At 45.8% G+C, this 21,874-nt stretch carries 18 protein-coding genes, 3 rRNA genes and 1 riboswitch; of the genes, 19 read left to right on the forward strand and 2 right to left on the reverse strand.

Annotation, left to right across the window (positions count from 1 at the left end; translation table 11 throughout):
* The first annotated feature begins 5 nt into the window (after positions 1-5).
* From MHH50_RS00090 to MHH50_RS00115, 6 genes are all read left to right on the forward strand, one after another.
* The gene (locus tag MHH50_RS00090) at positions 6-1,064 is read left to right on the forward strand and encodes an aminotransferase class V-fold PLP-dependent enzyme (protein WP_076195264.1); all 1,059 of its coding nucleotides are present in this window, start codon (positions 6-8) and stop codon (positions 1,062-1,064) included.
* A 2-nt stretch (positions 1,065-1,066) separates the two neighbouring features.
* Positions 1,067-2,218, forward strand: a complete 1,152-nt coding sequence (locus MHH50_RS00095; protein ID WP_076303492.1) for an amidohydrolase family protein — start codon at positions 1,067-1,069, stop codon at positions 2,216-2,218.
* A gap of 424 nt (positions 2,219-2,642) precedes the next feature.
* A 16S ribosomal RNA gene (locus MHH50_RS00100) occupies positions 2,643-4,200 on the forward strand.
* Positions 4,201-4,462: 262 nt separating this feature from the next.
* A 23S ribosomal RNA gene (locus MHH50_RS00105) occupies positions 4,463-7,391 on the forward strand.
* A 129-nt stretch (positions 7,392-7,520) separates the two neighbouring features.
* A 5S ribosomal RNA gene (rrf, locus tag MHH50_RS00110) occupies positions 7,521-7,637 on the forward strand.
* Together the 16S, 23S and 5S rRNA genes form the textbook arrangement of a ribosomal RNA operon.
* A gap of 258 nt (positions 7,638-7,895) precedes the next feature.
* The gene (locus tag MHH50_RS00115) at positions 7,896-8,309 is read left to right on the forward strand and encodes a hypothetical protein (RefSeq protein WP_036678856.1); all 414 of its coding nucleotides are present in this window, start codon (positions 7,896-7,898) and stop codon (positions 8,307-8,309) included.
* A 63-nt stretch (positions 8,310-8,372) separates the two neighbouring features.
* Here the strand turns inward: MHH50_RS00115 and MHH50_RS00120 are convergent, their stop codons facing one another.
* Positions 8,373-8,897 (reverse strand): hypothetical protein, encoded by a 525-nt coding sequence (locus MHH50_RS00120; protein ID WP_076194944.1) that lies wholly within the window; start codon positions 8,895-8,897, stop codon positions 8,373-8,375.
* 209 nt (positions 8,898-9,106) lie between these two features.
* Between MHH50_RS00120 and MHH50_RS00125 the strand changes: the two genes are divergently transcribed.
* The 10 genes from MHH50_RS00125 (at position 9,107) to rsmI (ending at position 16,751) form a co-directional block, all read left to right on the forward strand.
* Positions 9,107-9,292 carry a sigma factor G inhibitor Gin gene (locus MHH50_RS00125; RefSeq protein ID WP_036678851.1) on the forward strand — a complete coding sequence of 62 codons (186 nt, stop codon included), beginning with the start codon at positions 9,107-9,109 and terminating at the stop codon, positions 9,290-9,292.
* A 208-nt stretch (positions 9,293-9,500) separates the two neighbouring features.
* A complete protein-coding gene (locus MHH50_RS00130; protein ID WP_340033832.1) occupies positions 9,501-11,039 on the forward strand; it encodes an aminotransferase class I/II-fold pyridoxal phosphate-dependent enzyme in 1,539 nt (512 codons plus the stop codon).
* The gene (tmk, locus tag MHH50_RS00135) at positions 11,040-11,681 is read left to right on the forward strand and encodes a dTMP kinase (protein WP_036678846.1); all 642 of its coding nucleotides are present in this window, start codon (positions 11,040-11,042) and stop codon (positions 11,679-11,681) included.
* Between the two features lie 126 nt (positions 11,682-11,807).
* Positions 11,808-12,137, forward strand: coding sequence for a cyclic-di-AMP receptor (locus MHH50_RS00140; RefSeq protein WP_036678844.1), 330 nt, complete (start codon positions 11,808-11,810; stop codon positions 12,135-12,137).
* 51 nt (positions 12,138-12,188) lie between these two features.
* Complete coding sequence (locus tag MHH50_RS00145; protein WP_036678842.1) at positions 12,189-12,632, forward strand: YaaR family protein; 444 nt, start codon at positions 12,189-12,191, stop codon at positions 12,630-12,632.
* A gap of 17 nt (positions 12,633-12,649) precedes the next feature.
* Entirely contained in the window at positions 12,650-13,624 is a 975-nt protein-coding gene (gene holB / locus MHH50_RS00150) for a DNA polymerase III subunit delta' (protein ID WP_076099912.1), read from the forward strand.
* A gap of 139 nt (positions 13,625-13,763) precedes the next feature.
* Positions 13,764-14,564, forward strand: coding sequence for a stage 0 sporulation family protein (locus MHH50_RS00155; RefSeq protein ID WP_036678838.1), 801 nt, complete (start codon positions 13,764-13,766; stop codon positions 14,562-14,564).
* Positions 14,565-14,594: 30 nt separating this feature from the next.
* Complete coding sequence (gene yabA, locus MHH50_RS00160; protein WP_036678835.1) at positions 14,595-14,960, forward strand: DNA replication initiation control protein YabA; 366 nt, start codon at positions 14,595-14,597, stop codon at positions 14,958-14,960.
* Between the two features lie 109 nt (positions 14,961-15,069).
* Entirely contained in the window at positions 15,070-15,843 is a 774-nt protein-coding gene (locus MHH50_RS00165; protein WP_036678833.1) for a tRNA1(Val) (adenine(37)-N6)-methyltransferase, read from the forward strand.
* Complete coding sequence (gene rsmI, locus MHH50_RS00170; protein ID WP_340033833.1) at positions 15,840-16,751, forward strand: 16S rRNA (cytidine(1402)-2'-O)-methyltransferase; 912 nt, start codon at positions 15,840-15,842, stop codon at positions 16,749-16,751. Before MHH50_RS00165 ends, rsmI begins: the two co-directional genes overlap by 4 nt.
* A 423-nt stretch (positions 16,752-17,174) precedes the next feature.
* On the opposite strand, the gene MHH50_RS00175 is transcribed toward rsmI, so the two are convergent.
* The gene (locus MHH50_RS00175; protein WP_036678829.1) at positions 17,175-17,429 is read right to left on the reverse strand and encodes an AbrB/MazE/SpoVT family DNA-binding domain-containing protein; all 255 of its coding nucleotides are present in this window, start codon (positions 17,427-17,429) and stop codon (positions 17,175-17,177) included.
* Between the two features lie 295 nt (positions 17,430-17,724).
* Between MHH50_RS00175 and MHH50_RS00180 the strand changes: the two genes are divergently transcribed.
* From MHH50_RS00180 to MHH50_RS00190, 3 genes are all read left to right on the forward strand, one after another.
* Positions 17,725-19,008: an HD domain-containing protein gene (locus tag MHH50_RS00180; protein WP_076218451.1), complete on the forward strand. Its 1,284-nt coding sequence runs from the start codon at positions 17,725-17,727 to the stop codon at positions 19,006-19,008.
* 51 nt (positions 19,009-19,059) lie between these two features.
* A complete protein-coding gene (locus MHH50_RS00185) occupies positions 19,060-19,830 on the forward strand; it encodes a TatD family hydrolase (RefSeq protein ID WP_036678823.1) in 771 nt (256 codons plus the stop codon).
* A 198-nt stretch (positions 19,831-20,028) separates the two neighbouring features.
* A riboswitch (cyclic di-AMP (ydaO/yuaA leader) is annotated at positions 20,029-20,258 on the forward strand.
* A 285-nt stretch (positions 20,259-20,543) separates the two neighbouring features.
* Positions 20,544-21,710, forward strand: a complete 1,167-nt coding sequence (locus MHH50_RS00190) for a 3D domain-containing protein (protein WP_076105834.1) — start codon at positions 20,544-20,546, stop codon at positions 21,708-21,710.
* Positions 21,711-21,874 lie beyond the last annotated feature (164 nt).

Genomic DNA, 21,874 nt, shown 5'->3' on the forward strand with positions numbered 1-21,874 from the left:
TTTTTATGAACCGAGAACATAAAGGATACGTGCCACTTTCACTGGCTGAGTACAATAAGCTAACACATTTAATTTCCAAAGTCTTGTTTACTGAGCACCCTCCAGTTATTATTCCGGCTGAGGCAATCCTTGGAATCGAGGCGGTAGCCGCCGGAATAGCTGCACCCGGTCGAACCATTGTAAATATAGTAACAGGTCCTTATGGAAGTTTATTTGGAAAATGGCTTGAGCGGGGTGGAGCAACGGTTGTTGAAGTAAAGGTTCCTTTTGATGAAGTGGTCACTAGCGACCAAGTTGCTTCTGCGATTAAGGAGTTTAAACCTTGTGCCCTTTCTTTTGTTCAAGCTGAAGTGGTTACTGGAGGCTCTAATCCTGCTAAAGAAATATTTGAAATTGCAAAAGAATTCAATCTAATTACTGTGTCGGACTCCGTATCTGCGGTTGGGGGGGAGGCCCTGCTGGTGGATGAATGGTCCGTTGATTTTGCAGTTATAGGTGCGCAAAAAGCCTTAGCTGGACCCAACGGTGTTAGTGCCGTAAGTATTTCTCCACGTGGCTGGGAATTTCTTGAGTCGAATGAAAATGCTCCACGCAATTCTATCTTATCCTTGCTGGATCTGAAACCATCACTTGGAGACGCCGCGCCATTGCGGGTTGCCCCAAACATTCCTACGCTGGAGGCTAGAGCCTTGACTCAAGCTTTGACACGAATTGAAGAAGAAGGATTGGATCAAGTAATCAAACGCCATGAGCGAGCCGCAGCAGCTGCTGTAGCTGGTATTAAATCCTTGGGGCTTGAGCCTTGGCAAAAGGACAGCAGACATTATTCTACGCTGACTACAACGGTGCGGATTTCTGGAAAGCAAGAGTTGCGGATTGAGCAGCCTATAGGCATTGTGGCTCCCGGAGACGGAGAATTATTTGGCCATCTTCTACGGATCAACCATTTTGGAACGAATGCTGAGCGGCAAAGTGTGGAGAAGGCTATATCCACGCTTGCCGAACTGTTGAAACAAGACCCTGTTCAGGCATTAGCAGCTGTTCGGCTGGCATGGGGGGAATGAAGATGATTCATAAGCATCCAGAGCTGCAAACGTTCAATGACATTTTTATAGCAGGTATCGAAGGCAGACGTTTTGATGTCGTGATAAAGGATGGGCGTTTTTCATCCATTACTGAAGCGGAGCCGCATCAAGTAGAGTCAAATCTTGCAGGAACAGATCTGTGGCTAAGTCCGGGTATTATTGATCTTCATACGCATTTAGCTTGGACAGATTTTGACCACTCTGATCAATTGAAGCGCGATGCCAACGAGATCGAAATTATGCAGGCACAAGCTTTTGAAGCTACTCTTAGAACGGGTGTAACGACTGCCCGTGATGCAGGTGGGATTCTGCCGAGCACAGTGCAGCATCTTGTTCAGCAATATCAGCATCCATTAAGAGTGCAGACCAGTAGCGATATGATTGGAGCAGCAGATGCCCGTGGTCTTAAGCATTTAGAACAACGCATGGCGGAAATCTTTGCTACAGGAGCGGGTTGGATAAAAATCATGGCCACAGGCGGGCTTGGAGCACCTACCGAGAAAGTCGTTGACCCGATCTTTTCCGAAGAAGAGTTCTCGTTCATTGTTCGTAATGCACATGCCCATGATAAGAAGGTACTGGTTCATACCTGGGGCGGAGTGACGATAGACTGGTCCATCCAGGCCGGCGTGGAATCAATAGAGCATGGGATGTTTCTAACTGAGGATCAGGCAGGAAGACTTGCTAACTCGAGGGTAGCGTTTGTACCCACCACATCAATTTATCGTATTGCTGCAGACCCAAAAGGCGTTCTAGCGTTGAACCCGATCATTTGCGACCGAGCTGCCCGCGCTGCCGAATGTCATTCCAAGGCCATTCATTATGCAAAAAGAGAAGGCGTTCGTATTGGATTCGGTACAGATTATGCCACACCTGCACTACATGGCTATAACCTTCAAGAACTGGATACATTGATTGATTATGGCTTAACTCGGAGAGAAGCTTGGCAGGCTGCGACTAAAAGTGCTGCTGATATTCTGGGGAGCGGTAACGAGCTGGGACAAATTGCAGAAGGTTTTATTGCAGATGCTGTTGTTTTCAAAGCGGATCCATATGAAGCGCACAATGCGGAGGCACTTCGAAGCAATATCATTGCCGTAATTACTGGAGCGAAGGAAGCGGAATTAATCTAGAATCGTCTAAGCTTCTTCTAAAAAACAACTGTTATCTTCTGCAGTTGTTTTTTTACTTTCTAGATAATTAGATGATAAGGGGAGGTAGTTATTATAATACGATAATACATAGATGATGTTTTATGCTTTTGATTTTATATAAAAAAACTCTTGCAATGCATCTCCATACATGATATATTCTAAGTCCGGCCAAGAAGTACACATGCCGAGCTCGAAAAAGAAGTTAAAAAAAGAGCTTGACATTAAATAGCCGAACATGATATAGTATAAGAGTTGCTGCTGAGACATTAAACGGCGCCAACGAGAACTTGATCTTTGAAAACTGAACAACGAGTGAGTAGGAAATCACGCAAGTGAAATCCAAATTAGAGAATTAATTTTCTCGTCAGATGTTTCAAAATGAGCATATCGCTCTTTTCAATACTAATTGGAGAGTTTGATCCTGGCTCAGGACGAACGCTGGCGGCGTGCCTAATACATGCAAGTCGAGCGGAGTTATTTTGAAAGCTTGCTTTCAAAATAACTTAGCGGCGGACGGGTGAGTAACACGTAGGCAACCTGCCCTTCAGACTGGGATAACTACCGGAAACGGTAGCTAATACCGGATAATTTCTTTTTTCTCCTGAGAGAAGAATGAAAGACGGAGCAATCTGTCACTGAGGGATGGGCCTGCGGCGCATTAGCTAGTTGGTGGGGTAACGGCCCACCAAGGCGACGATGCGTAGCCGACCTGAGAGGGTGAACGGCCACACTGGGACTGAGACACGGCCCAGACTCCTACGGGAGGCAGCAGTAGGGAATCTTCCGCAATGGGCGAAAGCCTGACGGAGCAACGCCGCGTGAGTGATGAAGGTTTTCGGATCGTAAAGCTCTGTTGCCAGGGAAGAACGTCCGGTAGAGTAACTGCTACCGGAGTGACGGTACCTGAGAAGAAAGCCCCGGCTAACTACGTGCCAGCAGCCGCGGTAATACGTAGGGGGCAAGCGTTGTCCGGAATTATTGGGCGTAAAGCGCGCGCAGGCGGCTATTTAAGTCTGGTGTTTAAACCTTGGGCTCAACCTGAGGTCGCACTGGAAACTGGGTGGCTTGAGTACAGAAGAGGAAAGTGGAATTCCACGTGTAGCGGTGAAATGCGTAGATATGTGGAGGAACACCAGTGGCGAAGGCGACTTTCTGGGCTGTAACTGACGCTGAGGCGCGAAAGCGTGGGGAGCAAACAGGATTAGATACCCTGGTAGTCCACGCCGTAAACGATGAGTGCTAGGTGTTAGGGGTTTCGATACCCTTGGTGCCGAAGTTAACACAGTAAGCACTCCGCCTGGGGAGTACGGTCGCAAGACTGAAACTCAAAGGAATTGACGGGGACCCGCACAAGCAGTGGAGTATGTGGTTTAATTCGAAGCAACGCGAAGAACCTTACCAGGTCTTGACATCCCTCTGAATCCACTAGAGATAGTGGCGGCCTTCGGGACAGAGGAGACAGGTGGTGCATGGTTGTCGTCAGCTCGTGTCGTGAGATGTTGGGTTAAGTCCCGCAACGAGCGCAACCCTTAACTTTAGTTGCCAGCAAGTAATGTTGGGCACTCTAGAGTGACTGCTTATGACAAACCGGAGGAAGGTGGGGATGACGTCAAATCATCATGCCCCTTATGACCTGGGCTACACACGTACTACAATGGTAGGTACAACGGGAAGCGAAGCCGCGAGGTGGAGCCAATCCCATCAAAGCCGGTCTCAGTTCGGATTGCAGGCTGCAACTCGCCTGCATGAAGTCGGAATTGCTAGTAATCGCGGATCAGCATGCCGCGGTGAATACGTTCCCGGGTCTTGTACACACCGCCCGTCACACCACGAGAGTTTACAACACCCGAAGTCGGTGGGGTAACCCGCAAGGGAGCCAGCCGCCGAAGGTGGGGTAGATGATTGGGGTGAAGTCGTAACAAGGTAGCCGTATCGGAAGGTGCGGCTGGATCACCTCCTTTCTATGGAGAATCGTTCTCTGCAATGAGAACATTCAAATCGGAAGCTAAGCTTCCAAAACTCAGGTTTAGGCCTGTTACTCACTCGTTGCTCAGTTTTGAGAGTTTAAGCTCTCAAGTAAGACTTGATCCTTGAAAACTGGATACCGAAACGAATTTGCGTTTTAGAACATCTTTTAGCAACTTGTGCAAACAAGTAAATGTTATTAGTGAGATGATTCCAAAGAGAATGTCATCGTATGATATTTTCCTGCGGAAAAATCAAGGTTAAGCTAATAAGAGCACACGGAGGATGCCTAGGCGCCAGGAGCCGACGAAGGACGTGGCGAACAACGAAACTGCCTCGGGGAGCTGTAAGCAAGCTTTGATCCGGGGGTGTCCGAATGGGGAAACCCAGCTGTGGTAATTCGCAGTTACTCATACCTGAATACATAGGGTGTGTAGAGGCAGACCAGGGGAACTGAAACATCTAAGTACCCTGAGGAAGAGAAAACAATAGTGATTCCGTCAGTAGCGGCGAGCGAACGCGGAACAGCCTAAACCTAAGAGCTTGCTCTTAGGGGTTGTGGGACGTCTCACATGGAGTTACAAAGGAATATGGTAGGTGAAGAGGTCTGGAAAGGCCCGCGATAGAGGTAAAAGCCCTGTAACCTAAACTGTGTTCTCTCCGAGACGGATCCCGAGTAGTGCGGGGCACGTGAAACCCCGTATGAATCCAGCAGGACCATCTGCTAAGGCTAAATACTACCTGGCGACCGATAGTGAAACAGTACCGTGAGGGAAAGGTGAAAAGCACCCCGGAAGGGGAGTGAAATAGAACCTGAAACCGTGTGCTTACAAAAAGTCAGAGCCCTATTAATGGGTGATGGCGTGCCTTTTGTAGAATGAACTAAGCGAGTTACGTTTAACATGCAAGGTTAAGCCGAGAAGGTGGAGCCGCAGCGAAAGCGAGTCTGAATAGGGCGAATTAGTATGTGGACGTAGACCCGAAACCGTGTGATCTACCCCTGTCCAGGGTGAAGGTGCGGTAACACGCACTGGAGGCCCGAACCCACGTACGTTGAAAAGTGCGGGGATGAGGTGGGGGTAGCGGAGAAATTCCAATCGAACTCGGAGATAGCTGGTTCTCCCCGAAATAGCTTTAGGGCTAGCCTCGGTATAAGAGTAGTGGAGGTAGAGCACTGATTGGGTGCGGGGTCCGCAAGGATTACCAAGCTCAGTCAAACTCCGAATGCCATATACTTATTGCCGGGAGTCAGACAGTGAGTGCTAAGATCCATTGTCAAAAGGGAAACAGCCCAGACCATCAGCTAAGGTCCCCAAGTGTGTGTTAAGTGGGAAAGGATGTGGAGTTGCACAGACAACCAGGATGTTGGCTTAGAAGCAGCCACCATTGAAAGAGTGCGTAATAGCTCACTGGTCGAGTGACTCTGCGCCGAAAATGTAACGGGGCTAAACACACCACCGAAGCTATGGCTAGATGCTTTGCATCTGGGGTAGGGGAGCGTTGTGTAGGGGTTGAAGGTGTACTGAAAAGAGCGCTGGACACTACACAAGTGAGAATGCTTAGAGTATGAGTAACGAAAAGATCAGTGAGAATCTGATCCGCCGAAAGCCCAAGGTTTCCTGAGGAAGGCTCGTCCGCTCAGGGTAAGTCGGGACCTAAGGCGAGGCCGAAAGGCGTAGTCGAAGGACAACAGTTTGAAATTACTGTACCACCGTAATCCGCTATGAGCGATGGGGTGACGCAGGAGGGTAGTGACGCGGACTGATGGATGTCCGTCTAAGCAGTGAGGCTGATGTGTAGGCAAATCCGCACATCGATAAGGCTGGGCTGTGATGGGGAGCGAAAATTGTAGTAGCGAAGGTCATGATCTCACACTGCCAAGAAAAGCCTCTAGCCAGGAGAAGGTGCCCGTACCGCAAACCGACACAGGTAGGCGAGAAGAGAATTCTAAGGCGCGCGGAAGAACTCTCGTTAAGGAACTCGGCAAAATGACCCCGTAACTTCGGGAGAAGGGGTGCCCCGGTAGTGTGAATAGCACGAGGGGGCCGCAGTGAAAAGGCCCAAGCGACTGTTTAGCAAAAACACAGGTCTGTGCGAAGCCGCAAGGCGAAGTATACGGGCTGACGCCTGCCCGGTGCTGGAAGGTTAAGGGGAGTGGTTAGGGGTAACCCGAAGCTATGAACCGAAGCCCCAGTAAACGGCGGCCGTAACTATAACGGTCCTAAGGTAGCGAAATTCCTTGTCAGGTAAATTCTGACCCGCACGAATGGCGTAACGACTTGGGCGCTGTCTCAACGAGAGATCCGGTGAAATTTTAATACCTGTGAAGATGCAGGTTACCCGCGACAAGACGGAAAGACCCCATGGAGCTTTACTGCAGCTTGATATTGAATTTGGGTACGATCTGTACAGGATAGGTGGGAGCCGTAGAAATCGGAGCGCAAGCTTCGGTGGAGGCGCCGTTGGGATACCACCCTGATCGTATCTAGGTTCTAACCTAGTACCCTTACCGGGTACGGGGACCGTGTCAGGCGGGCAGTTTGACTGGGGCGGTCGCCTCCTAAAGAGTAACGGAGGCGTTCCAAGGTTCCCTCAGAATGGTTGGAAATCATTCGCAGAGTGCAAAGGCATAAGGGAGCTTGACTGCGAGACCTACAAGTCGAGCAGGGACGAAAGTCGGACTTAGTGATCCGGTGGTACCGCATGGAAGGGCCATCGCTCAACGGATAAAAGCTACCCTGGGGATAACAGGCTTATCTCCCCCAAGAGTCCACATCGACGGGGAGGTTTGGCACCTCGATGTCGGCTCATCGCATCCTGGGGCTGAAGTAGGTCCCAAGGGTTGGGCTGTTCGCCCATTAAAGCGGTACGCGAGCTGGGTTCAGAACGTCGTGAGACAGTTCGGTCCCTATCTGTCGTGGGCGCAGGAAATTTGAGAGGAGCTGTCCTTAGTACGAGAGGACCGGGATGGACGTACCGCTGGTGCACCAGTTGTTCCGCCAGGAGCATGGCTGGGTAGCTACGTACGGACGGGATAAGCGCTGAAAGCATCTAAGCGTGAAGCCCCCTCAAGATGAGATTTCCCAATTAGTAAGACCCCTTGAAGACGACGAGGTAGATAGGTTGGAGGTGGAAGTGCAGCAATGCATGGAGCTGACCAATACTAATCGGTCGAGGGCTTATCCTATACGTAGAATGCAAATTCGTTTCGGATTCAGTTTTCAGGCGATCAAGCCTGTAACACGCTTAGAAATTCATTGTCACTTCTGGTGATGAACTGAATTTCATGCGGTAGCGTCTGTTCCACAGATGCATGTTTGGTGGCGATAGCGGAGGGGTTCCACGCGTACCCATCCCGAACACGACCGTTAAGCCCTCCAGCGCCGATGGTACTTGGACCGAAGGGTCCTGGAAGAGTAGGACGTTGCCAAGCACATTAAGCCATTGTTGATTTATCAGCAGTGGCTTTTTTGTTTTTTTTGGACAAGAGTGTTATTTGAAGGGGAGTACAACATCTGAAGGGGCTGTAATTGAGTGACATTTTTGTTACCGACGCTGAGGTCGATACAAGTATAATAGATAAGTGCAAATAATAAGCAACATCTCTAATACGAAGGAACTACTCATAAATTCTAACTTTGAATTTTCTTGTGTCTTTAGATGCATTGTGGAGGTAAGGAGGATTTAAGGCATGAAACAAACAAGAATTATTAAGATATTAATTTTTTCGTGTATAGTAGCTTTAATACTGGCAGGCTGCGGTACGAAAGCGCCCAGCTGGGATGCTTTTGAGGGTGCGCTAAACGAGAAAAATTTCCCTGTGCCCCAAGAGGCGTACTCACCAGACCAGACTACGACAAACGTTGCTATGGATTATGTGCGTTATTCTTTACCTGGATTAAAGGAGAAGAACGGCATCCCAGAGGAGTATATGGATACTATTAAGGCCTGGGGATGGGTTGAACAGGAAGAGGAGAATACCGATTCATCTGGTGTTTTTCAGAAGGATGGAGTAACGGTTCATTTAACAGTGCATGATGATTATTTTATAGTTATGATTCCTAAAGAAAAGAAGGCCTTAATTAAAGGTCTTAAGACAAAATAAATAATCGCCGTCCTTTATGGATGGCGATTATTTATTTATATGCGAACACAGGTTAACTGTACTCTATTGAGAGTAATAGGAGGCATCGGATGGATTAAACTTCAGCATGCCTTCCTTGTTGCGTTGATTTATTTTGAACAGTGTATAGAGACGGGGCAATAAAAGCCACAAGTGGCAAATAATCAGGGATACTGTAAATGCCGGTGGAGACCAAAAAATAAAGAGAGCTGCAATACAAAGACCAATATAAAAATTATGTAACTGTACTTTACGGAAAATGCGGTAACTAATGTGTTGATCTGGCATGAAGCCAAGCCACGGGATTTTAAATGAGATGGACCATCTTTTTGAAATAGGATGCCCGGAGATTAGAAGTACTGAGCGTGAAATAACATATTGAACCCAGAACATAACCGGAGCAGCTATAATTAAGTAGAGAATACTCCACCAAGAAAGAAAGACTGTCTCGAGCACAAGGACCAAAAGAGGGAGCAAAATATAAACACGCAGCAGAGGTGCCGTTAGATTAATTTTTTTGATTAATTTATATTGATAGAATGTAGCAGCGCCTTTGGTGTTGGGTTCCATATAAAATAGACTAACCTCCTCACAGATTCATATGTTCTTAATATCGGCGAATGAAAGCATTTTATTAAACTATGGGCGAATATTCACCGATATAGGGTCAGCGGAATATATATAATACACGAAACGAAGGATATGAAAAAACTATGAAAAGGTTTAAAATGATAGAAGGTGTATCATACTGTTCTTAAAAGAGTCAAGGTGGGATGGTTATGGAACAGCAAACCGGGCAAGCTTGTATCATTTGTGGGCAGGAAAAAGAAGAAGGTATTGTGATTGTCTCGCATTTTATTTGTGAGGATTGTGAGGCAGAAATGATCCGTACCGAGGCAGAAGATGCTAAGTACCGTTTTTTTATTGGCCAGATGAAGAAGATCGGATTGCAAAAGAACGCTTAAGTAGAGTAACTCTGTTAATTGATGCGGATAAGAGAGCAGTCTGGATGAAAGATATAAGGGCTGCATTAGAGATATTCATATACGGCTTCCTCGTTGTTTAAGCGGGGGGAGCCGTTTTGCTGTTCAGTCAGATGCTTTTATGAGGAAACATAGGAGTTTTTGAATATTTACGTTAAAATAGAAGGAACCCTATGGGAAGGAATTTAATATGAATAAATTACAACGATGTAGGGCACCTGTATACGAAATGCTGGAGCAATATAGAATTGTGGGTAATATATCTTATCATGTGCCGGGACATAAAAATGGAGCGGCATATGACGGCGTAGAAGGCGCTGGGTTTCTAGATGAGGTCATGAAGTACGATGTTACGGAGATTACCGGTACGGATGATCTTCATCATCCTGAGGGAGTCATTAAGGAAGCACAGGAGTTGGCTGCGGATTGCTTTGGAGCAGAGGAGAGTTTTTTTCTAGTTGGCGGAAGTACGGCGGGTAACCTGGCGCTGATTCTAACGGCTTGCCCCGAGCCAGGAATGATTCTGATTCTTCAACGAAATGTGCATAAATCAGTGATTCATGGTCTTATGTTAGCTGGAGTGAGGGCTGTTTTCGTCGAGCCGCTAATTGATCCACTCAGCGGCTTGGCAGTAGCGCCGGCGGCAGAAGCTGTTGAGGCTGCACTTGCAGCCTATCCGGAAGCCGCCGCTGTATTTGTCACCATGCCCAATTACTACGGCATGGGCAGTGACCTTGCGCCCCTCGCGCGTATTTGCCACGACAGCGGTGTACCGCTGCTTGTCGATGAAGCGCATGGGGCGCATTACGGGCAGCACCCGGCACTGCCTGCCGGGGCGCTTGCTTGTGGCGCAGACGGCGTAGTGCAGTCCACGCACAAGATGCTCACTGCGATGACCATGGGCGCTATGCTGCATGTTCAAGGGCAGCGGCTCGACCGTGCCCTGCTCTCGCAGCGGCTCGCCATGGTGCAGAGCTCCAGCCCATCATATCCTATGATGGCGTCGCTTGATCTTGCCCGGCGGCTGCTGCACAGCCGGGGCAGCGATGCATTCACGGCGGGGCTGGCCGCCGTGGATGTCCTGCGGCGCGGCCTTGCCGAGCTGCCGCGCTATGGATTGGTGCAGCCGGCAGAGCCGCTGCACGACGGCACGCCGCTGCATAAGGCGGCGTACGAGACGCAGGACCCCTTCAAAGTCGTCATTTATGACGCCACCGGGGTCCTAGGCGGTTTCGAGCTGCAGCGCAGGCTCGAGGCTAAGGGCTGTGTGCCGGAGATGAGTGACGACCGGCACGTAGTGCTGCTGTTCAGCCTCGGTTCGAAGGCCGAAGATGCAGCAAGGTTATTGCAGGCGCTGCGGGAAATAGATTCGGAGGTTACATCCGAATCACCGCACACCGCTGGCATTTTAGAATCTCAAAATATTTCCACGTGGAACAATTTGAATGTTTTACAAATCTCAGCACCTGTTCCCTTCTCTTTGAAGCCGGTATCAGTCAATGAGGTAGAAAGTATTAATCTTGAACACAGCGTGGGGAGAGTAGCTGCAGAAATGGTAATTCCCTATCCACCAGGCATTCCATTATTATATCCGGGTGAAGTCATCACAGATCAGATACAGCAAAGACTGACTGGTTTAGCTTATGGAGGCGCGAAGTTCCAGGCTTGTGCTGATCCGGTCTTGCAGCGTATTAAGGTATACAACATTCAGAAGGGCGGAGAAGTATAAGTGGGCAAAGAAGGTTTCTTCATAACATTAGAAGGGGGCGAAGGCTCCGGAAAAACAACGGTACTGGGCAGAGTAGCAGCATATTTGCAGAATCGGTCCATGCCCTATCGAATTACACGTGAACCTGGAGGCATAGAAATCGCCGAAAAAATTCGCTCTATTATTCTGGATCCTGCCCATACTGCAATGGATGCACGTACTGAGGCATTGCTGTACGCTGCATCAAGAAGCCAACATCTCGCTGAAGTAGTAGAGCCAGCTCTTAGAGAAGGGCTTACAGTCCTCTGTGACCGCTTTGTAGACAGCAGTCTCGTTTATCAAGGACATGCAAGAGGATTAGGTATGGAAGAGGTGTGGAGTATTAACCGTTTTGCTATTGGAAATCGCATGCCCGATCTAACCTTTTATCTGGATGTAGACCCTGAGATTGGATTATCACGGATTGCGGCCAATCAAGATCGCGAAGTCAATCGTCTGGATATGGAGAGTCTTGCCTTTCATCAGAAGGTTCGTGAAGGTTATCATTTATTAATTAAGGCGAATCCGGAGAGAATAGTAGTTCTTGATGCAAACCGCCCTATTCATCTGGTAGAACAAGATATCGTGAGAACTCTTGAAGAGAGAGTATTAAAGGGTTTTTAGGGTGTTTTGTCTAATATAATAAGAGAAGTGGCATATAACTAAGCGTTTGCTTATGAAGTGAGGTTACTACTAAGAACACATTAAGTAGTAATACTCCATAAAACTTTTTTGGGAGGGAATGCGAAGATGAAGTTGATCATTGCAATTATCCAGGATAAAGACAGTAACCGGTTATCCAGTGAGCTAGTAAAAGCCAATTTCCGTGCTACCAAACTCGCAAGTACAGGTGGATTTCTGCGGGCGGGAAATACGACATTTATGATTGGGGTAGAAGACAGTCAGATCGAAGCTGTATTGAACGTTATCCGTAACAGCTGTAAAGTGCGTGAACAACTAGTCACTCCAGTAACTCCGATGAGTGGCACGACGGATTCCTATTTACCGCTCCCTGTTGAAGTACAGGTCGGTGGCGCTACTGTATTCGTGCTTCCTGTAGATCGTTTCGAACATTATTAAGTATAATATAAATGAGTAAGTCATTTACAAAAAAGGGGCGGTAGATAACCTTTGAAGATCAATCCGGGATATAGGCCCTTAAAGAGTGAGCTTCCAAATGCAGAAGGGGCTAATAAGCCTGTTCAGCAGAAATCGTTCTCTGACGTTTTTCAGCAGCAAGGTGAACAGAAAACCAAAGATGAACTAAACCGCCAGATCAAAGAAATACAGTCACAAGGCGACCGTTTATCTAAGTCTATGACCATTCGTGAACTCACCATTTACCGGATGATGATCAAAAGGTTTCTGGAAGAAACCGCTCGTAGAGGCGTTATACTGAAAGAGACACGTGGATGGGATAGACGTGGGCGGGGTAAGCGTTACAAGCTGCTTGAGGAAATTGATGCGGCTTTGCTATCTATGGCAGACGATCTGCTGAATAGTGAGCAGGGCCGAATAGATCTGTTGGGACGTGTTGGAGAAATTCGTGGGTTGTTAATCAACCTTTCTTTTTAAAGTTTTGGGAGGAAATTATGCCTTTTCATGATATAGTAGGCCAGGAGCATGCTAAACGGCTACTCCAAAATGCCTTGCGCAAGGATGCTGTGAGCCATGCTTATTTATTTACAGGACCAGCAGGCAGTGGACAAATGAAGACGGCGCTGATGTTTGCCCAAGCAATTTTTTGCACGGAAAGCAAGGATGACGCCTGTGGCGAATGTCTAGAGTGCCGAAAGGTTGAGCATGGAAACCATCCTGATTTGTCATTGCTGCAGCCCGACGGTGCAAGCATAAAAATAGACCAGATCCGTGAGCTGCAGCGTGTCTTTTCCTATCGATCTGAGGGTGTGAATCCAAAGGTTTATATTATAGATGGGGCAGACAAAATGACGGTACAAGCTGCCAATAGTTTGTTGAAGTTTCTGGAAGAACCGCCAGCTCCGGCAGTGGGAATCCTAATATCTGATAATAGTCGTTCTTTATTGCCGACGATTCAGTCACGGACTCAGCGGATCCCATTTAGTCCGTTAAATCCGGATATTATGCTTCAAGCGCTAGCAAGTGAGGGTGTGCCGATCCCCTTAGCTCGATGTGCAGTATCACTCAGTTCGGGACTTGATGGTTGCAGGGAACTTTTGGAACAGAATTGGTTTGCAGAAATGAGAAATCTAGTGTTACAATTAGCTAAGGAGTCCTTAAGCAAGGGCAGCTCCACGGTAGCAACTGCCGGGCAGAAGCTGTTCAAGACTGGGCTCGCTGAACATTTGGATATCCTTTTCAGCATGTTCCATCTATGGTTTAAAGATATGCTCTACTTCCTGTACCGCAAGCACGAAAGTATCGTTTTTATAGATCAGTTAGACTTTATTTCCAGGCATGCCCGTGGGCGCAGTGCGGAACAATGGGTGGCTTATATGGGATATGCTGCAGAGAGTACTAAGAAGCTGCGTTCCAATGCCAATGCCCAGTTGTGTCTGGAGCAGTTCTTAATCCGACTGGAAAGTTAAAGGGTTAGCAATGATATATCCTCCGGATGTCGCTTTACCTGGAAGTATCGTTTTAACAGACGAGGAAGGACAAGCATGGATCATCAGGGAGCGGACATGCCCATAGGTTCCTTTTACCGGCAAACAAGGGGGTTAATTTTTGTACAGCGTAGTAGGTGTCCGTTTTAAAAAAGCGGGTAAAATATATTATTTTGATCCACTTGATTTTCCGATTGAACGAGATCAATGTGTTATTGTTGAGACAGCACGTGGGGTGGAATACGGTAAGGTTGTCGTAGGCAAAAAAGAGGTGGAGGAGTCCGATGTTGTACTACCCCTCAAAAAAGTGATGCGTATTGCCGGAGAAACCGACGCACGCGTTGTTGAGGAGAACAAAAGCGCCGCTAAGGAGGCTTTTACCACCTGTTTAAATAAAATACGCGACCACGGTCTCAAAATGAAGCTCGTAGATGTAGAGTTTACTTTTGACCGTAATAAGATTATATTTTACTTTACGGCTGAAGGACGCGTTGACTTTAGAGAATTGGTTAAGGATCTGGCAAGTATTTTTCGGACCCGCATTGAGCTTCGGCAAATTGGGGTACGTGATGAAGCTAAGATGCTAGGTGGACTTGGACCTTGTGGACGAGTGCTTTGCTGCTCCTCTTGGTTAGGGGATTTTGAACCCGTATCCATAAAAATGGCCAAGGATCAGAACCTTTCACTTAATCCGACGAAGATTTCCGGACTTTGTGGACGTCTGATGTGTTGTTTGAAATTTGAGCATGACAATTATGAGAGTGTAAAGGAAGAAATGCCAGCGGTCGGCAAGATTGTCGTGACCTCATTGGGGGATGGCAAAGTAGTAGGAATCAATGCCGGAAACCGTACGGTTCATGTACAGTTGTTTGAAGTGGGCAAAGTTAAGGAACTTCCAATGGATGATGTTGTCGTCAAGTAAACCATATAAGGTTACTTTCGGGGTGGAAACTTGGAGAAGAAAAATATATTTGCACACATGCAGGATATGGAAGCGCAGATGGAAACGATGCGCGCCAATCTTGGAGAATGGAAACAGACGGTAAAAGAACTGATGGAAGCTAACCAGAGGTTAACTCTGGAGAATGAACAGCTTCGCAAAATTTTAAAGCGGGATGCACCTTTGGATCCTACCGTAGATTCTGCGGAGGCGGAAGCTCTTTTAGCTACCGGAGAGGGAACAGAAGAGGTTGTCGGGGAAGGTTATGACAACTTGGCTCGACTTTACCACGAAGGCTTTCACATCTGTAATGTTTATTTTGGACATTTACGCACGGAAGGTGACTGTCTGTTCTGTCTTTCTTTTCTTAATAAATGAGGATATCCAGCCGTAGGAGATTAATCCTACGGTTTTTTTTGAATTTTAGCCAATAGGCATATGCCTTTGAAACAAGTTTTTCTCATCAAAACCTTTAGGAGATTATTACATGACGAATTCTTTTAATGATATATCTGTCCCCTTGTTACCGACGGAGCGGGTGGATGATTTACTAACACATGACCTGCGCATTATTCAAAGTGATGAAGTATTTAGTTTTTCTATGGATGCTGTATTGCTTGCTCGTTTCGCCAGTGTTCCGCCACGTGGAAGAGTTCTAGATCTTTGTACGGGAAATGGTGTAATACCGATTTTAATGACTACCCGGACAAAAGCTTCTATAGAAGGCATTGAAATACAACCTCGTTTAGCTGATATGGCTCGTCGTAGCGTGGCTCTAAATGGCCTTCAGGATCAGGTTGTAATTCATGAAGGTGATTTGCGCGAGTTATATACTACCGCAGGACATGGGGTGTATGATGCAATAACGGTGAACCCTCCTTATATGCCGCTTAATGGCAGTGATCTGAAGCTGAACAACCATCAAGCTATGGCTCGCCATGAGATAGGCTGTACACTGGAGGAGGTCATTCAGGCTTGTGTGCGATTGGTTCGGACGGGCGGAAAGGTAAGTATGGTTCATAAACCACAACGGTTGGTTGATATTATCAGTCTTATGAGACAATATAGACTCGAGCCAAAGATTATTCGGTTTGTACATCCACGTGCCCATCTGGAGGCAAATATGGTATTAATCGAAGCTGCACGTGATGGAAAGCCTGAGGTTCGTTTACAACCACCGCTCATCGTATATAATGAGGACAATCAATACTGTCCAGAGATTATGGACATCTACTATGGTGCTAAAGAGGGTAAATCATGACGATATCATGCCAAAGCAGTTTTCAAAACAAGACTAATACCAGTACTCAGGAGACAACAGGGTCGCTTTTTCTGGTGGCTACACCTATCGGTAATCTGGAGGATATGACCTATCGTGCAGTCCGTACATTGCAGGAATGTGATATTATTGCCGCGGAAGATACGAGACAGACCCGAAAATTACTCAGCCACTTTGAGATTTCACCTTCGATGTTGTTTAGTTATCATGAGCATAATAAGGCCGCCAGTGGACCTGAGCTTGTACGCTATATAATAGAAGGAAAAAATTTGGCACTCGTCAGCGATGCCGGTTTACCAGCGATTTCTGACCCTGGAGCGGATCTTGTAGCCCTTGCAATAAGTCATGGAATTCCGGTGATTCCTATCCCTGGAGCTAACGCAGCGTTGTCAGCTTTGATCGCTTCTGGTCTATCTACGAATACGTTCACCTTTATCGGCTTTCTTCCCCGAGAGCGTAAGGACATCCGAGCAGCATTAAGTCCACTTCGTTCGGCTCAAGGCACTTTGTTGTTCTACGAATCTCCCCATCGCGTAGTTAAGACACTTGCTCATCTTCAAGAAGCATTCGGTAATCGCCAGATTGTGTTGGCACGTGAATTAACGAAAAGATATGAGGAGTTTCTACGCGGTTCGATTGAGGAATGTACACTATGGCTGGCTGAACATCCTCCGCTAGGCGAATATGTTATTGTCGTAGAAGGGGAGAGCAAGGAAGATGCAGAAATCGCAGAATCGGCGTGGTGGCGTCAGTTAAGCATTGAAGATCATGTAGCTCATTACGAAGCACAGGATGTACCACGGAAAGAGGCTATGAAAAAAGCGGCATCAGACCGGGGTGTAGCCAAACGGGATATTTATAATGCGTTGCTTGATAGAGCAGAAGAGTAAGTGTTGTAGACGAATTCTTAGAATAACTAAGGATTGTCGGAAACGGCCTGCCCGAGCTTGAATGATTTATCTGCGGGTTAAATGTATTTTGTACAGTTATTTTTGAATTTTTTTATGTATTTGTTCGTTTAGTTGTACTTCATACAGTTATAAAGGTGGAAAGGATTGATTTCACGGAGATATAGGAAATATAAGTGTACAAAATACAATTAATTCGTTTAATGGTAAAAAGCATTTAAAATAACTGTAAGAAATACAACTAAGTATTACTAGTTCCGTCTTGAAGCACATTGCCCTTAGGGAGGGGATAACCAGGAGGGCAAACCCAGACATAAAAAATACCTCCCGCGGTCACGGGAGGTCAAGGAGATATGAAAAGGTTAGAATTAACAATTTGATTAGTTCTATTATATACTATTTAATTTAGTTTGTCACAGGGGTAGGGATGGAAGATATGCATTCATGACAAACTATTTTTCCTTTAAAGTAAGTTACGTTCTCAGCGTTGCCACAGAAAATGCAGGCAGGCTCATACTTTTTAAGCATAATCCGTTCGCCATCAACGTAAATTTCCAGTGCGTCCTTTTCGCCAATGCCAAGTGTACGGCGTAATTCAATAGGAATAACAACCCGTCCAAGTTCGTCTACTTTTCTTACAATTCCTGTTGATTTCATCATAACAATCGTTACTCCTCTCAATGTTCCAAAAACGTCATTATTCGACATTGTTCACTGTTTTATGATACTTATAATACCAACGATTCCCAAATCAGTCAACCTTTTTTCATAGGCTGAATAAGAAAATTTCCATAAGAACTTTGAATGTCCCTATAAAAATTAAGAATTACCCTGAAAGCATTTTGTCGATTTACCAAGACCAAAAATGATACTTTTCGACAAAGTACGACATAATTACTTATTATATACTGATATTAGTTAAAATCATATTAAATTATTAGAAGGAGTTGATCTCATGAAGCAGCCGCTCACGGAAGAAAAAGTTTTCAAGGATCCCGTTCATAATTATATTCACGTACAGGATACGATTATTTGGCGACTAATTAATACAAAAGAATTTCAGCGTTTACGCCGGATTCGCCAGTTAGGTACCTCATATCTCACTTTTCATGGTGCAGAGCATAGTCGTTTTTCTCATTCTTTAGGAGTATATGAAATTACACGGAGAATCATTTCGCAATTTGAGCGCAGCGGGTATAAGGATTGGATTCCTGAAGAAAGTTTGCTTACTTTGTGTGCGGCTTTGCTGCATGATTTAGGGCATGGTCCATTTTCACATTCTATAGAAGAAGCTTTTGAAATGAACCATGAGGATTGGACCTGCCGAATTATTTTGGAGGACACGGAGATCACCGAAATATTGCGTGATGTGGAGGAAGATTTTCCTCGTAAAGTAGCCTCAGTTATCTCTAAGACATATGAGCATGAAATTGTTGTCAATTTGGTTTCCAGTCCGCTGGATGCTGATCGTATGGATTATTTGCTGCGTGATGCGTACTATACAGGTGTAAACTATGGAACCATCGATATTGATCGGATTTTGAGAATGCTTCGTCCTTATAATGGGCGGATTGTAGTAAAAGAATCAGGTATGCATGCCATTGAAGATTATTTAATGTCGCGTTATCAAATGTACTGGCAGGTATATTTTCATCCGGTGACGCGCAGCTCTGAAATTATTTTGCGTCAAATCTTCCGTAGAGCTAAAGAATTGTTCCAAGAGGAGTACAAATTTCGCTTTATGATCGCTCCGCTGGAAGATCTCTTTCGAGGAGAAGTAACAGTGAAGCAATATTTAATGCTTGATGAGGCACTGGTACAGACTGCTTTTATGCAATGGACACTTGAAGAAGATGAGTTATTAAGCGACTTGTGTACCCGTTTTATTCATCGTAAACTGTATAAATATGTAGAGATCGAGAATTTGGATACAGATATGATTACGGAAATCCGCAGCAGTTTTGCGGGAGCGGGACTTAACCCAGAATATGACTTAGAGATTGATTATCCGACAGATTTGCCTTATGATGTGTTCCGTCCAGGAGCAGCCTTCGACAATAATCAAATTTTACTGCTTGATCGCAATGAGCAATTGCGGGAAATTTCAGAGGTATCGGATATTGTGCGCTCAATAAGCGGGATTCATCGTGGCAGATATCACCTATATTTCCCACAGGATAAGCTGAAAAAAGCCCTTACACGGTTGCCCTCTTCTGTAGCAGAGATTTTTGCAAAATAATACAAATATTTATGGAACTATTGATAAAAACAACAAGGAGTGAGCTTTAAAATGTATCTGTTCGACACACATACACATTTAGATGCGCCTCAATTCGACGAGGATCGCGAGGAAGTTATAGCTCGTGCAGTAGAGGCCGGAGTTAGCAAGATGATCAATATTGGATTTAATCGGGAAACGATCCCTTCAACGATGAAGCTGGCTGAATCTTATGATTATATTTATGCAGCGGTGGGCTGGCATCCACAGGATGCGATTGATATGAAAGAGGGGGACCTCGATTGGATCGCCTCTCTTTGCAGCCATGAGAAAGTGGTGGCCATCGGAGAGATTGGGTTGGATTATTATTGGGATACCTCTCCCAAGGATGTGCAGCAGGAGGTCTTCCGCAAACAAATTGGACTAGCCCGTGAACTAAAAATGCCAATCTGTATACATGACCGTGATGCCCATGAAGATGTCGTACGGATTTTACGGGAGGAAAAAGCAAATGAAATTGGTGGCGTAATGCATTCTTTCTCAGGCAGCTGGGAAACCGCAAAAATGTGTCTAGACCTAGGATTTCATTTGTCATTTGGAGGACCGATCACGTTCAAAAATGCCAGAGTGCCTAAAGAGGTGCTTGCACAGACGCCATTGGACCGATTATTGATCGAAACAGACGCTCCATATTTGACTCCACACCCCTTCCGAGGCAAGCGAAATGAGAGTGCTCATGTGAAGTTAGTAGCAGAGGCTGCGGCTGAAATTAAAGGGTTAACATGGGAAGAATTGGCTAAAATTACGTATGCGAACGCACTGGAACGATTTGGGATTGTCTGAAAACAGGAGTAAAACGGGTGAAAAATAGAGAATGGCCGATATATTAAACTTTTTTAATATAAAAACGGCTGATTATTACAATATTTTAACCATATATTTGCGTAAACGTGGTTGAATCGTCCTTTACAACATGCATCAAAACAGGATATCATCTTTTCAGTGATGTGAGCTGTTGTTATTGTGACAGCCATTGATTCATGGATCGTCTCGCTGAGTCTCCGTATGGAGAACGGGGGAACCAATATTGAACTGCCGCATGCCTGTATCTTGAATACGACTAGGAATTGCCGCAGAACAATATTTGATTTCTTCACGTGGTCTTTGGGGTGAATTTAAGGGCAACCGCCGTGAGCGGGTGACCTGAAATAGGGCGTCTCTCTTTCGTCCGAACCCGACAGCTAACCCCGTAAGCGCAAGTAAGAGAGGCAACCTCGTGCACAAACATTCCCGCGTATTCTGACATCGGAGAAGCCACGAAAGAGTCCTCAAGAGAACTCTTTTTAGGCTTCTTTATTTTTGAATAAACTGAATGTTGCCCGCATACTGTTATATAACAGGTGTGGGAGTAGCTGTGCCGAGCAGGCGATCCATGAGCAGGAGACGCTAAGTTAATACGTGCGTATCCTGTGACAATCTCAAATAGTTTCGTCAAAGAAATTCAGTCCTCATGATATACAAATTGACGACGAGGCTATGTAAGGAGGATGGAGAGAATGGGCTTATTCCAACCAGAGGTATCCCATGATTCGCAGTCATCCAGCAGGTCTTTCGCATTACGGTGGGAGCAAGTAAATACTCGCGTACTTTTACTTGCAGGTGTGATTTCAATCGCAATCGCGCTGTTAATTCTGCTGTACGTACACGGTCAAAGTAATAAACAATTAGTTTTAGTAATAGACGGGCAAACACAGACACTTGAAACGCGAGAAGCACTTCTTGGTGATGTGTTGGAGAAAGAGCAAATTTCGCTGCAGCCGCATGATGAATTATCTTTAGGTCTGAGTGATGAAATAAAAGACGGTGACCGTGTCGTTATCAATCGTGCGCAGAAATTTAGCCTTACTGCGGACGGAGCAACAAAAACGTTATATACGACCGAAGACACTATCGGTCAAGCGATTGACAAACTGGGTATCAACCTAGAAGGCTATGATAAGATTTTTCCTTCGTTAGACACCACCATCTCTGCTGACATGGAGATTAAGATCGTTCGTATCAACAAGCAAACGGTACAGCGAACAACTAACTTACCTTTCCGTGTTATTAAGACAGCAGATCCCTCCCTTACTGTGGGAACAGTTAGAGTGGCACAGGCAGGCAAACCAGGCGTCATGGTTCAGCATATTGAAAAGATCTATCAAGACGGAGAACTGGCCTCTATGCGCATGATCGGCAAGGAAGTACAAACGGTAACAAAAGATAAGATCATTGCCGTTGGTACTAAAGCACTTCCTAAGCCTACTGTAGTTGCTAAAGCTACAACAACTTCCAAATCAAGCACTACCTCCAAAACGACTAAAGTTAGCGCTAAGACTAAGAACGTCACAAGCAAGGCTGGCGTAGACTTTGAGTACAAGAAGATGATTAAGAACGTCTCCATGACAGCTTATTCGTCAGAAGAGCCAGGGATAGGTACTAAAACTGCCTCCGGAACACGCGTAACGGAAGGTCGTACAATTGCAGTAGATCCGAATGTAATTCCTATTGGCTGGTGGGTTTATATCGATGGGCTTGGATTCCGCCGTGCAGAGGATACTGGCGGTGCCATTAAAGGCAATAAAGTGGATGTCTATTATGATTCCCTGAGCCATGCTCGTAATTTCGGCCGTAAATCACGTACCGTTTATGTGATTGGACCTGTGAAACCAGAGCTTAACTAGAACTGAAGCTTTTGCAAAAAATCCTTTGATAAGCTATAGTGATGATAACCGTTAAGGAACGCTGGATGATCATTTCGTTGATCGCAGAGCAACCGCTCATCACTTATACATTCTTTAACCAAAAGAAGAGGAGCGAATCCTCTTCTTTTTGCTTTTTTTGGAAG

This window comes from Paenibacillus sp. FSL H3-0302 (genome assembly GCF_037982245.1).
GTDB classification, from domain to species: domain Bacteria; phylum Bacillota; class Bacilli; order Paenibacillales; family Paenibacillaceae; genus Paenibacillus_AQ; species Paenibacillus_AQ odorifer.